At 64.4% G+C, this 12,748-nt stretch carries 10 protein-coding genes; all 10 read right to left on the minus strand.

Annotated features, from left to right (window positions below; translation table 11 throughout):
- Positions 1 to 73: 73 nt before the first annotated feature.
- The 10 genes from B4F07_RS06305 to B4F07_RS06350 all read right to left on the minus strand — a co-directional run bounded on the left by B4F07_RS06305 (position 74) and on the right by B4F07_RS06350 (position 12,733).
- Positions 74 to 550 carry an SRPBCC family protein gene (locus tag B4F07_RS06305; RefSeq protein WP_293703347.1) on the minus strand — a complete coding sequence of 159 codons (477 nt, stop codon included), beginning with the start codon at positions 548 to 550 and terminating at the stop codon, positions 74 to 76.
- On the minus strand, positions 547 to 3,183 hold the full coding sequence (alaS, locus tag B4F07_RS06310; protein ID WP_293703344.1) for an alanine--tRNA ligase: 2,637 nt from the start codon (positions 3,181 to 3,183) through the stop codon (positions 547 to 549). The genes B4F07_RS06305 and alaS overlap by 4 nt, the downstream gene beginning before the upstream one ends.
- A gap of 72 nt (positions 3,184 to 3,255) precedes the next feature.
- The gene (locus tag B4F07_RS06315) at positions 3,256 to 3,843 is read right to left on the minus strand and encodes a hypothetical protein (RefSeq protein ID WP_293703341.1); all 588 of its coding nucleotides are present in this window, start codon (positions 3,841 to 3,843) and stop codon (positions 3,256 to 3,258) included.
- Entirely contained in the window at positions 3,833 to 4,459 is a 627-nt protein-coding gene (locus tag B4F07_RS06320; protein ID WP_293703339.1) for a glutathione S-transferase family protein, read from the minus strand. The genes B4F07_RS06315 and B4F07_RS06320 overlap by 11 nt, the downstream gene beginning before the upstream one ends.
- An 18-nt stretch (positions 4,460 to 4,477) precedes the next feature.
- The gene (gene speB, locus B4F07_RS06325) at positions 4,478 to 5,293 is read right to left on the minus strand and encodes an agmatinase (RefSeq protein ID WP_293703337.1); all 816 of its coding nucleotides are present in this window, start codon (positions 5,291 to 5,293) and stop codon (positions 4,478 to 4,480) included.
- 674 nt (positions 5,294 to 5,967) lie between these two features.
- A complete protein-coding gene (recA, locus tag B4F07_RS06330) occupies positions 5,968 to 7,047 on the minus strand; it encodes a recombinase RecA (RefSeq protein WP_293703335.1) in 1,080 nt (359 codons plus the stop codon).
- 136 nt (positions 7,048 to 7,183) lie between these two features.
- Positions 7,184 to 7,534, minus strand: coding sequence for a response regulator (locus B4F07_RS06335; RefSeq protein ID WP_293703334.1), 351 nt, complete (start codon positions 7,532 to 7,534; stop codon positions 7,184 to 7,186).
- Positions 7,527 to 9,875: a hybrid sensor histidine kinase/response regulator gene (locus tag B4F07_RS06340; RefSeq protein WP_293703408.1), complete on the minus strand. Its 2,349-nt coding sequence runs from the start codon at positions 9,873 to 9,875 to the stop codon at positions 7,527 to 7,529. Before B4F07_RS06340 ends, B4F07_RS06335 begins: the two co-directional genes overlap by 8 nt.
- 122 nt (positions 9,876 to 9,997) lie before the next feature.
- A complete protein-coding gene (locus B4F07_RS06345; RefSeq protein WP_414711728.1) occupies positions 9,998 to 12,058 on the minus strand; it encodes a M13 family metallopeptidase in 2,061 nt (686 codons plus the stop codon).
- Positions 12,059 to 12,154: 96 nt separating this feature from the next.
- Positions 12,155 to 12,733 carry a DUF2062 domain-containing protein gene (locus B4F07_RS06350; RefSeq protein WP_414711731.1) on the minus strand — a complete coding sequence of 193 codons (579 nt, stop codon included), beginning with the start codon at positions 12,731 to 12,733 and terminating at the stop codon, positions 12,155 to 12,157.
- Positions 12,734 to 12,748 lie beyond the last annotated feature (15 nt).

Here is a 12,748-nt window from a genome sequence, read left to right on the forward strand (position 1 = left end):
CGGTCGGCGCTATTTTGAACCGGCAGGAGATGGGTCCCCGCCTTCGCGGGGACACACGCCTTGAAGGACGGCGCTAGCTTTCCACCACGGCAGCCAAATTCGCCAGCGATGAATTCAACCCCGCCACATGGTCCTTCGCCGAAATCCCCGGCGGCACATGATGCGCGTCGATCGTCACCAGCGTCCCGCCGCCCTGCCGCGACAAATACCAGTGCATCGCCATCGTCCCGGAAAAGCGCGGGTCGTCGGACACGAACTCGACCTCCCACACGATCAGGCGACCGTCGTCGAGCGTCGGAATATAGACCTCGACGATATCGCCATCATCGTCGCTCTTGGTCTCGACATCGGCATCGTCGAAGGTCAGCCGCATCAGAAAGCCGCCGCCTGGCCGCAGGTCGACATGCTCAAATTCGCCCGTCGCCCCTTCTGGCGGCAACCATTGCGCGAGCTTGGCCTCGCTGGTGAAGGCCGAAAAGACATCGACCAGCGGCGCCGTGATCAGCCGTTCGGCATGATCGGTGCGCCGCGTCTTCTTGGTCGGTTTCAAGCGAGCGCGGCTTTGACCGCGGCCACCGCCGCATCCGCCGCGCCGCCGTCGGGACCGCCGCCTTGCGCCATGTCCGGCCGCCCGCCGCCGCCCTGTCCGCCGAGCGCCGCAACCGCGAGCTTGACGAGATCGACGGCATTATGGGCCACACCCTCGGTCACCCCGACCGCGACCGAAGCGCGTCCGTCGTTGACCGCAACGAGCATCGCGACGCCGCGGCCGACCTGCTTCTTCAGCCCGTCGACGGTGCCGCGCAATTCCTTGGGATCGAGCCCGTCGACGACCTGCGCGATGAACGCCGTGTCGCCAATCTTTTCAACAGCAGGCCCAGTCGCGCCGCCACCGCCGCGGATCGCGAGCGCCTTCTTTGCATCAGCGAGCTCGCGCTCGGCCTTCTTCAGCGCCTCGGCCAGCTGCGCAACCCGCGCAGGAACCTCGTCGGGCGAGGTCTTGAGCGCCGCCGCCGCCGCCTTCAGTGCCTCGTCGCGCCCGTTCAACCATGTTCGCGCGGCTTCGCCGGTCAGCGCTTCGATACGCCGCACACCCGACGACACCGCCGACTCGCTGATGATCTTGAGCAACGCAATGTCGCCCAGCGCCCGCACATGCGTCCCGCCGCACAGCTCGACCGAATAATGATTGTCGGTCGCCTTGCCCATGCTCAGCACGCGCACTTCGTCGCCATATTTCTCGCCGAACAGCGCCAGCGCGCCCGCCGCGACGGCATCGTCGGGGGTCATCAGCCGTGTCGTCACCGCCTCGTTACCGCGGATCTGCGCATTCACATCCGCCTCGACATCGGCAATCTCTTCGGGCGTCAGCGCCTTGGGATGCGAGAAGTCGAAGCGGAAGCGATCCTCGGCGACCAGGCTGCCCTTCTGCGTCACATGCCCGCCCAGCCGATTGCGGAGCGCCGCATGCAGCAGATGCGTCGCGCTGTGATTGGCGCGGATGCGGTCGCGGCGTTCGGCATCGACGGTCAGTTGCACCGTATCGCCGACCTTCAGCGTCCCCGCCTCCAGCTTCGCCTGATGCGCGTGCAGCCGCCCCAGCGGCTTGCCGGTGTCGCTGACCGACGCCTTTGCACCGCCCAGCGTCGCGATCGTGCCGCTGTCACCCATCTGGCCGCCGCTTTCGCCGTAAAAGGGCGTCTGGTTGGTCAGCACGACCAGCTCGTCGCCCGCCTGCGCGACATCGACCTGAACGCCATCCTTGACCAGCGCGATCACCTGACCCTCGCCCACCGTCGCGCCATATCCCGTGAACTCGGTGCTCCCATTGGTTTCGGCCAGGTCGAACCAGATTTCCTCCGACGCCTTTTGCCCGCTACCCTTCCACGCCGCGCGCGCCGCCGCCTTCTGCTGCGCCATCGCCGCATCGAAACCCGCACGATCGACCGCAATGTCCTGCGTGCGCAGCGCATCTTCGGTCAGGTCATAGGGGAAGCCATAGGTGTCGTAGAGCTTGAACGCCACCTCGCCAGGCAAGGTCGCCCCCGCGCCCATCCCGACCGTCGCCTCGTCGAGCAGCCGCAGCCCCTTGTCGAGCGTCTGGCGGAACTTGGTTTCTTCGCGCTCCAGCGTCTCGGCGATCAGCGGCTGGGCGCGGATCAGCTCGGGGTAGGCGGCGCCCATCTCGGCGGTCAGCGACGGCAGCAGCCGGTACATCAGCGGATCCTTGGCGCCGAGCAGATGCGCATGGCGCATCGCGCGCCGCATGATCCGGCGCAGCACATAACCGCGGCCCTCGTTCGACGGCAGCACGCCGTCGGCAACCAGGAAGCTCGAGGCGCGCAAATGGTCCGCGATCACCCGGTGGCTGGCCTGCGTCGCGCCCTCGGCCGGAAAGCCGGTCAGGTCGACCGATGCCGCGATCAGCGCCTTGAACGTGTCGGTGTCATAATTGTCGTGGACGCCCTGCAACACCGCCGCAACGCGCTCCAGCCCCATGCCGGTATCGATGCTCGGCCGCGGCAGGTCGACGCGGTCGCCCGGCGCCCGCTGGTCATACTGCATGAACACCAGGTTCCAGATTTCGACGAAGCGGTCGCCGTCTTCCTCGGGCGAACCCGGCGGGCCGCCCCAGATATGGTCACCATGGTCGTAAAAGATTTCGCTGCACGGCCCGCACGGGCCGGTGTCGCCCATCGACCAGAAATTGTCGTTGGTCGCGATGCGGATGATCCGCTCTTCGGGCAGCCCGGCGATTTTCTTCCACAGGTCGAACGCCTCGTCATCGGTGTGATAGACGGTGACCGTCAACCGCTCGGGCGCCAGCCCCCAGGTCTTGGTGATCAGCGTCCACGCATGGTGGATCGCCTGTTCCTTGAAATAATCGCCGAACGAGAAATTGCCCAGCATTTCAAAGAAGGTATGGTGGCGCGCGGTGAAGCCGACATTGTCGAGGTCGTTATGCTTGCCGCCCGCACGGACGCATTTCTGCGCCGACACCGCGGTGCTGTACGGTCGCTTTTCCAGCCCGGTGAAGACATTCTTGAACGGCACCATCCCGGCGTTGACGAACATCAACGTCGGGTCGTTGTACGGCACCAGCGGCGCCGACGGCTCGATATGGTGCCCGGCGCCCCCGAAATAGTCGAGGAACGAGCGGCGAATGTCGTTGGTCGATGTCATGCGCGCGAATTAGGGACTTTGCCGTCATGCGACAAGCCGCTTCGTGTCGATGACGATCAACGCCGCAATCGATCAGAAAGCGGTCGCGATCCCCTTGCCCAGATAGCAGGGCAATTGGCGCAGCACATCGGCCTTCGGCACCCCCTCCTCGATCAGCGCGGCAGGCACTTCGGAGGTGTCGGTGCGCACGACGGTCCAGTCGGCTCCGGGCGCGGTGCGGTGGACCGCGACATAGCCGCAATCCATCGTGCCATCCTGGCGATCACCGCGGAAATCAAACGCGGCGTAAAGCCCCGGCGGCTGCCCTGCAGGGTCAGCGTACCAGCTGACACGCAGCACGCGAAGCGTGCCATCAGCCCACAAGGTCGGCCGCTTGCGCAGGTTCATTTCCCATTCCAGCCGCGGGTTTGCCGCCTGAAACGACAACCGCAGCATCGTATAGGCGCTGGCATAATCACGCTTCGCGAGCGCCATCGTGTAGGCGGCGAAGCGGCCCATCGCGGCGCTTTCATCGGCCGCCGCGACGGTAAAGGCCGCACCGTCGGCGCCCGTCGCAATCCGCTCGACCTCGGGACCGAGCGGCGGCACCTGCGCCGCCGCCGAACTGGCGATCAGCCCCAGCGCAGCGAACGGCAGCCAGCGCCTTCGATCAATAGCCATAATAGGCGCCGCCCTTTTCGCGCGCGCGCTGCCAGGCGGGGCGCGCGTGGCAGGCGTTCACAAAGGCGGCGAGCTTGGGGTAGCGCGGCGCCATGCCCTGCATGATCGCGATCTCGGCGGGGAAGCTCAGCATGATGTCCGCCGCCGACAGGCTGTCACCAATGAAGTGACCGTTGTCGCCGACGCGGCTCTCCATATAGGCGAAATGGGCGTCGAGCTGCTGGTTGATCCGCGGTTCGAGCGGCGCCGCGACCTCGCCCAGCCGCGACGTATAGATGCGCAGCAGGATCGGGGTCATCGCCGATCCTTCGGCAAAATGCAGCCATTCGAGGTGGCTGACATGATCGTCGGTGCCGCGCTCGGGCACCAGATGGCCGCCGCCATGCCGCTCGCACAGATATTCGGTGATCGCACCCGATTCGATGATCACCCGCTCGCCATCAGAAATCACCGGCGACTTGCCGAGCGGATGGACCGCGATCAGTTCAGGCGGCGCCAGATTGGTTGTCGCGTCGCGATCGTAAAATTTGATCTCATAAGGCGCGCCAATTTCCTCGAGCAGCCACAGGATGCGCTGCGAGCGGCTGTTGTTCAGATGGTGGACGATCAGGGTCATGATGCTCTCCTCAGGGGGTCAGGTCTTGTAAATGCCGTTTCGGTCGATCAGCGCGGCCAGCTCGCGGACCAGCTTGGCGCCGAGGATCGCGGTGACGTCGCCGACGTCGCGGCCGGGGTGATGTTCGACAATGTCGGCGCCGACGATTGGCGCGGTCTGTTTGTGCAGCACCGCCAGCACTTCGCGCACCGTCAGCCCCCCCGGCTCGGGATGCGCGACGCCGGGCGCCGCCGCCGGATCGATGCCGTCGAGGTCGATCGAGATATAGAGTGGGCCGTCGAGGACGGGGACGCGATCGGGGGTGAAATTGGCCATCGGAATGACCTCGACCCCGAAGCGCGCCGCCTGTTCGCGGCAATGACCGTTGAGCGTCCGGATGCCGACCTGCACCAACCGTGCCGCGTGACCCGCCTCGCAGATGCGCGCGAAGGGCGAGGCATGACTGCGCGGGTTGCCCGCAAAATCATCGTAGAGATCGGGGTGCGCGTCGAAATGGAGGATATTCACCGGCCCGAAGCAGGTCGCCGCGGCCGCGACGAGCGGAAAGGTCACCGCATGGTCGCCCCCCAGCGCCAGCGGCACCTCGCCATCCTCTTGCAGCATCACGACATGCCGCCGGATCGCGGCATCGTCGTGCGCGGTGTTTTCAGTCAGCGGCAGGTCGCCGTCATCGGTGAATGCGACGTCGGCTCCGATCTCCGGGCCAAGCTCGCTCGCCATATTGCCACGATCACTGAACAGCGCTGCGCGGATCGCCGCAGGCCCGGCAGCCGCGCCGCGCTCGAAGCTGCTGTTGATATCGGTGGGCAGGCCAAAGAGGCGGATCGCAGGCATGGCTCGCTTGTAGCTGTTGGCGAGGGTCACGCAAGGCACCGCGAAAGGGATCGCGATGGTGAGACAGGATAACGGCGCCGACGTGAATGAGGTGCGGTCGACGGCCACCCCGACTATCCCCGTTCGCATCGAGCGAAGTCGAGATGCCCCTCGGCGTCGAACATGGCCGATAGGTGTCTCGACTTCGCTCGACAAGAACGGAGATGGAAAGGCGTCAGCTAACGACCGATTGCGGTCATTCGTTTTTGCTGACATTCTTCAGGCATGCCCGACAATAGCTACAGAGGCGGACCGACGCCCGAAGGGATGTGGGCCTGTATCGCCGGAGGCTTGGTCGGCACTGCTCTATTCCTCTTACTCTTGCTCATTAACACGCTCGGGAATTACGGAGACGGCCAGCGACCCTCCATTCTGATCAACGCTTTCTTGCCATCTATTTTGGCTGGAGTGGGGGTGAGCTTAGCTGTGTGGCTTTTGGTGAGATTGCTACGACGGAACGACAGCTAACCACACTCAAAGCAGACATCTTCGGCAATACCGCCAAAGGCAACCACGCCTGAAAAGGTCAACGGCCGGCGGGTCCACCTGCGGGGAGAGGGGAGTGCAGGCGCAAGGGGCGAAGACCCGCCGCCGTTTCCCGATCGGCCCGCCAATGCGAACCGATCGGATCGGGATCAGTTGATGTCGTCGCCGTCGTCGTCGGAACCGACCATCATTTCTTCGGCCACCGCGTCGGTGCGGCTGCGGATCGCGGCCTCGAGCCGTTCCATCAGCTCGGGATTTTCCTTGAGGAAATTCTTCGCATTTTCGCGGCCCTGGCCGATGCGGATCGAATCATAGCTGAACCAGGCGCCCGATTTTTCGACCAAGCCGGCCTTGACGCCGATGTCGAGGATCTCGCCGATCTTCGAAATACCCTGCCCGTACATGATGTCGAATTCGACCTGTTTGAACGGCGGTGCGACCTTGTTCTTCACCACCTTGACCTTGGTCGTGTTGCCGACAATTTCGTCGCCATTCTTGATCTGGCCAGTGCGGCGGATGTCGAGGCGGACCGACGCGTAGAATTTCAGCGCATTGCCGCCGGTCGTGGTTTCGGGGTTGCCGTACATCACGCCGATTTTCATGCGCAGCTGGTTAATGAAGATCACCATGCAGCGCGAGCGGCTGATCGAACCGGTCAGCTTGCGCAGCGACTGCGACATCAAACGCGCTTGCAGGCCGACATGGCTGTCGCCCATCTCGCCTTCGATTTCGGCGCGCGGCACGAGCGCCGCGACCGAGTCGACGACAAGCACGTCAATGGCATTCGAGCGCACCAGCGTATCGACGATTTCCAGCGCCTGCTCGCCGGTGTCGGGCTGCGACACGATCAGTTCGTCGATATTGACGCCGAGCTTGCGGGCATAGACCGGGTCGAGCGCATGTTCGGCATCGACGAAAGCGACGGTGCCGCCGCCCTTTTGCGCTTCGGCCAGGCAGTGCAGCGCGAGCGTGGTCTTGCCCGAGCTTTCGGGGCCATAGATTTCGATGACGCGGCCGCGCGGCAGGCCGCCGACGCCGAGCGCGATGTCGAGGCCGAGCGAACCGGTCGAAATCGCTTCGACCTGCATCGCTTCCTTCGAGCCCAATTTCATCACCGAGCCCTTGCCAAAGGCGCGATCGATCTGCGCGAGCGCGGCGTCGAGCGCCTTCTGCCTGTCCGTGTTGTTCACTGATTTCCCCGATTCGACGAGTGACAATTGTCCGGCCATTACCGTACCCTTCCAGCTCTAGAGCGACGACAGTAGCATCGCAACGCTGAACCTATGTACGGCATTTGTTCTTATAGAACAAGAGTGGAACAAAAAGATTTCTTCCCGGTCGCCGCGGCAGGGGTGACGACAAAGTTCAGCCTCCAAACTCAGCCAGTGCGGCCTCGATATCGCTGATCCGAAAGGGTTTGGCGACCAGCCGGCGGTGCGCGTGCGCAGGCGGCAGAATGTCCCCGCCGCCCGAGGTGAAGGCAAAGGGAATTCCCCGTTCGGCCAGCGCGTCCGCAACCGGCCAGCCCTTTTCGTCGCCCAGGTTGATATCGACGAGTGCGCCGCCCAATGATTCGCTCGCGATGATCGCCAGCGCCTCGTCCCTGCTCGCCGCCTGCGCTGGTTCTGGCAAGCCGAGCGCGTCGAACATGTCGACAAGCATCATGCCGATCAACACATCGTCCTCGACGAGCAGGATACGCAAATTATCAGCCATTCTTCACCCGATGTGCGGCTTCGTCCAGCGCTGCAGAAGTTGCCTCGGCCAATTGCGCGACCGAGAAAGGTTTGGGCAGGAACGCCACATCTTCAATGTTGATCGACTGGCGGAGCTGCTCCTCGGCGTAACCCGACATGAACAGCACCGGCAGGTCGGGGCGCTTGGCGCGCAGCGCGCGGACCATCGCGGGGCCGTCCATCGTCGGCATCACCACGTCGCTGATGATCAGGTCGACTTCCGCCATCTGGGCAAATCGTTCGAGCCCCTCCTCACCCTGTGACGCGGTGACAACGGTATAGCCCGCGCGGGTCAGCGCGCGTTCGGCCACCGCACGCACCATATCCTCGTCCTCGACGAGCAGGATGGTGCCGGTGCCCCATTGGCTTTTCTTGGGCTTGACGGGCGGCGGCGCGACCACCGGCGTGTCGGTGCCCGCGCGATGAACGGGGAGATAGATGAAAAAGCTGGTCCCCTGCCCCGGCTGGCTGTCGGCAAAGATATAACCCGCCGATTGCTTGATGATGCCGTAAACGGTCGACAGCCCCAGCCCGGTCCCCTTGCCCACATCCTTGGTGGTAAAGAAAGGCTCGAAAATCTTGGGCAGCACATCGGCGGAAATGCCGGTGCCGGTATCGCTGACCTTCAGCGCGCAATAATCGGCGGGCGGCATGAATTCATTGCCCATCTGGCGCACATCCGCCGCCGATACCGGATAGGTTTCGATCGTCAGCGTCCCGCCGCCCGGCATTGCGTCGCGCGCGTTGACCGCCAGGTTGATGATCACCTGCTCCAGCTGCCCCGGATCGGCGCGCACCGCGCCCAGCCCGCGGCCATGATGGACCGCCAGCTGGACCGTCTCGCCGATCAGCCGCTTGAGCAGGTGCGACACCTCTGAAATCACGTCGGGCAGTTGCAGGATCTGCGGCCGCAGCGTCTGTTGCCGCGAAAAGGCGAGCAGTTGCCGCGTCAGGCTGGCGGCGCGGTTGGCGTTGCTGCGGATCTGCTGGATATCGTCATAGTCGCTGTCGCCCGGCGTGTGACGCATCAGCATCAGGTCGCAGGCGCCCAGAACAGCGGTCAGGATATTGTTGAAATCATGCGCGACCCCGCCGGCCAGCTGGCCCACGGCCTGCATTTTCGACGCCTGCGCGACTTGGCGTTTCAGCCGCGATTCCTCGCTCGAATCCTTGAGGCTGAGCAGCACCGCCGCCTCGCCCAGTCCACGGACCCCGACGACGCGCATCGACACCGGATCGCCGCTCTGCCCCGCCAGCCGGATCGACAGGTCGCCGCCGACCTGCTGGCCGCTGCTGTGGCGGCGGATCATGTCGGCGAGCGGTCCCTTATCCTCGCCGACCACAATGTCGCCGGGATAGCGGGGCATTTTGCCCTCGCCCAGGTTCGCTGCGCGCACAAAGGCGCGGTTCATATAGAGAAAGCGCCCGTCGCGATCGACCATCGCCAAGCCGAAGGGCAAAAGCGACAGCAAGGTTTCGACATAGGTCTGTGCGGTGCCACGGTCGGCCGGACCCATTTCCTCGTCGAGCAGCGCGAGCAGCACGGGGCCATTGGTGTCGGCCGGAGCGAGCGGGATTTGCAGCATCCGCACCGGGGTGGCGCGATCGCCCTCGCGCGCGAAATAGAGCGCGCCGCCGTCGTCGATCCGCAGCATCGGCGCAACATCGCGGCCAGCGTAATGGCCGGCATCATCCTCGCCCAGCGCGCGGAGCAGGAACGCCTGATTGGCGACGCGCAGCCGCCCCTCGGCATTGACCAGCGCCGCCATCACCCCGGCATGGCTGAGGGTACGCCCCGCGGGGCCATCGAGGTGTCGGGTAATTTCCGACGCCAGATCCAGCCTCTCGACCGCAGAAAAACGCCAGACAAGATAGTCTTCGGCCTGCCCGGTGCGCGTCACATGGGCGCGCAATTGCAGCGGCCCGATCGCGAGCCCGTCGGCACGCCCCTCACCATCGCGCCACGCCATGCGCCCGGCATTCTTCAGCACATCGGCACCGCGTGCCTCAAGCGGCAGACCGGGCGGGGTAACGAAACCACCCATCCAGGTGCCGAACAAATCATTCGCGCACACCATCCGGCCAGCGCGGTCGGTGACCGCAATCGCAACGTCATCGTGATTGACCGCTTGGCGCAGCATTGTCCAATCAGGCGCCGCTGCATCGCTCGCGACGGCGGCGGGGAACAAGCGGCGCGCCAGCACCACCCCACCGACCGCCAGCGCAAGTCCGGCGGCGAAACCGGCGGCGAGCACCGTGTCGCGTGTGGCCCAGAACAGCAGCGCCACCGAAAGGAGCGCCAGCCCGCCGAGAAGGCCCATGTCGACACGCGACAGCCCGTTCGGTACCGCGAGCGGGCCGACGTCACCCGCCCCCCTGCCGATATCGGAATCAGCGGAAGGCAGGCTCGTCGCGGTCAATGACAGACTTTCTTATCGGAGCATCACCAGATGCGAACACGGTCCTTGGGCGCCAGATACAGCTTCTGGCCTTCCTTGATCTGGTACGCCTTATACCACGGGTCAAGGTTGCGCGAGACCCAAGTCCGCTGGATCGACGGCGAATGCGGATCGGTGGTGATCCGCTGCGACAGATTCTGGTCGCGGTAGTTGCGGCGCCACACCTGCGCCCAGCCCAGGAAGAAGCGCTGGTCGCCGGTCAGCCCGCCCAGCACCGGGGCTTCCTTGCCGCCCAGCGACGCCTTGTACGCGTCATAGGCAACGGTCAGCCCCGCCAGATCGCCGATATTTTCGCCCAGCGTAAAGGTACCGTCGAGCTTTTCGCCCGGCAGCACTTCATAGGCGTCATATTGCGCGATCAGCGCCTTGCCTGCGGCCTCGAACGCGGCGACGTCGGCGGGGGTCCACCAGTCGGCGAGCTTGCCGGTTTCGTCATATTTGGCGCCCTGGTCGTCGAAATGATGGCTGATCTCGTGACCGATCACCGCGCCGATACCGCCATAGTTGATCGCCGGGTCGGCGTGCGGATCGAAAAAGGGCGGCTGCAGGATCGCGGCGGGAAAGACGATCTCGTTCATGCCGAAATTGGCATAGGCGTTGACCGTCATCGGGGTCATACCCCATTCCCAGCGGCGGATCGGCCCGCCGAGGCGGCTGATATTGTCGTCATGTACGAACTGGTTCGACCGCAGCGCGTTGCCGAACAGGTCGTCGGCCTTGATCTCCAGCTTGCTATAATCCTTCCACCGGTCGGGATAGCCGATCTTGGTGGTGAAATTGGCGAGCTTCTGCTTCGCCTTGACCTTCGTCGCAGGCTGCATCCAGGCCAGCCCGTCGATACGGCGGCCCATCGCGGCAAGGACGTTCTGGACCAGTTCGTCCATCGCCGCCTTGGTTTCGGGCGGGAAATATTTCGCGACATAGTCCTGACCGACGGCTTCGCCCAGATTGCCGGTGGTGAAATCGACCGCGCGCTTCCAGCGTTCCTGCATCTGCGGCGTGCCCGACAGGGCGGTACCATAGAAAGAGAAGCTTTCCTGCGCGAACTTCTCGGGCAGCACGCCCGAAAAGCCGTTGAGACTGCGCACCAGCAGCGCGTCGCGGATCACCGCGATCGGCGCGTCGGCGAGCAGCTTGGCTTCGCCGGTAAACGCGCTCGGCTGCGACACCAGCAGCGAATCTTCGTTGACGCCCAGACCGCGGATGAAGGTCGCCCAGTCGAACCCGGGCGCTGCGGCCGCCAGCTCGGCGATCGTCATCTTGTTATAGACTTTGGTCGCGTCGCTGCTGTCGTTCTTGTCCCAATGAACGGTCGCGATCTGCTTTTCGAAATCATAGATCGCCTTGGCGCGCGCCGCAGCGTTGGTTTCGCCCGCCAGCGTCAGGACATTCTCCAGATGCTTCAGATAAGCGGCCTGCAACTTGCCGTTCCGCTCATTGTCCTTCAGGTAGAAATCACGGTCGGGCATACCGATGCCGCCCTGAAAAATCGTGTAGATATAGGTTTCGGGGTTCTTGTCGTCCTGGCCGACGTAGCCGCCGAAGAAATGCTGGACGCCGTTGCGGTCAGCTTCGGCGAGCAGCGCGGCGAGGCCGGGCTTATCGACCGCCCGGATCTTCGCGAGCCACGGCTGGATCGGTGCGAGTCCCTTGGCTTCAACGGCGGTAACATCCAGATAGGCGGCATAATTGCGGCCGATCATACTGTTCGGATCGGTCTTCGCGGCGTCCAGGATTTCGCGGGTGCGCTGCTGCGACAGGTCGCCAAGCGCGGTGAACATGCCATAGTTCGACTTGTCGTCGGGGATCGGGGTGTTCTTGGCCCAGGTGCCATTAGCATAGGCATAGAAATCGTCGCCCGGCGCAACGCTTGTATCCATGCCCGCGGTGTCGAAGCCGAAGGTCCCAAGCTCGGGCTTGGCCGCCGGTTCCGCAGCAGGCGCGGGCGCCGCCTTTTCCTTGGCAACAGCCGAAGCGGCGGTCATCAATACGGCGCCCAGCGCGGCGGTCGCCAGCAGGCGCGAAGAAACATGCAAAAGATTCATGATAGGCCCCAGTTCTCAAAACGAAGCAACCACGCGCAGCGCGTTGGCGCCGCCCGATATTGCGATGGGATAGCTATACGGCGGCGCGCGGGCGGTTCAACCGGCGGGGGTGTCGCTCGTCGATGCCTCATGTCGTTGGTCGCGCGCCCGCTGCAATTTGCGCCGCCAGCGCAGGCGAATCCAATTGTCCCAGATAATCGAGGCAACCACATAGCCGACCGCTGCCGATACGACCGAAATGACCAGTAGCCCCGCCATCATCGCAGGCGCCGCGTCCGAAAACACCCAGCGCGCCCACTCGCCCGCCGACGCGCCATGTTCGATCATCGCCGCAAAGGTTGCGCTATTGGCTTGCAGCCCGAACAGCCAATCGCCCAGCCACACCGACGCCAGAATGATGAACGGCGTGGTCACCGGGTTCGACAGGAACGTCATCGCGGCGCCGATCGGGATATTGGCGCGCACCGGCAGCGCGAGCAGCGCGACCCCCAAAATCTGGATACCCGGGATCAGAAAAAAAATGCCGACGAACAGGCCCAGCGCGGTCCCGCGCGGCACCGAGGTGCGGGTGAAGCGCCACAAATGGCTGTGCGCGACCCTATGGGCAAACGGCTTGACGAAACGGCTCGCGAGCAGTTCGTCGCGCGTCGGCGAATTGCGGCGGATCCAGTTCATCACCGCCGCCTTGTC

Source organism: Sphingopyxis sp. UBA6723 (assembly GCF_002454115.1).
GTDB lineage: Bacteria > Pseudomonadota > Alphaproteobacteria > Sphingomonadales > Sphingomonadaceae > Sphingopyxis.

Coding starts and splice junctions, on each gene's coding strand:
- alaS (WP_293703344.1), bottom strand. CDS start 3,183: ATGACATCGACCAACGACATTCGCCGCTCGTTCCTCGACTATTTCGGG.
- B4F07_RS06315 (WP_293703341.1), bottom strand. CDS start 3,843: ATGGCTATTGATCGAAGGCGCTGGCTGCCGTTCGCTGCGCTGGGGCTG.
- B4F07_RS06320 (WP_293703339.1), bottom strand. CDS start 4,459: ATGACCCTGATCGTCCACCATCTGAACAACAGCCGCTCGCAGCGCATC.
- speB (WP_293703337.1), bottom strand. CDS start 5,293: ATGCCTGCGATCCGCCTCTTTGGCCTGCCCACCGATATCAACAGCAGC.
- recA (WP_293703335.1), bottom strand. CDS start 7,047: ATGGCCGGACAATTGTCACTCGTCGAATCGGGGAAATCAGTGAACAAC.
- B4F07_RS06335 (WP_293703334.1), bottom strand. CDS start 7,534: ATGGCTGATAATTTGCGTATCCTGCTCGTCGAGGACGATGTGTTGATC.
- B4F07_RS06340 (WP_293703408.1), bottom strand. CDS start 9,875: ATGGGCCTTCTCGGCGGGCTGGCGCTCCTTTCGGTGGCGCTGCTGTTC.
- B4F07_RS06345 (WP_414711728.1), bottom strand. CDS start 12,058: ATGAATCTTTTGCATGTTTCTTCGCGCCTGCTGGCGACCGCCGCGCTG.
- B4F07_RS06350 (WP_414711731.1), bottom strand. CDS start 12,733: ATGAACTGGATCCGCCGCAATTCGCCGACGCGCGACGAACTGCTCGCG.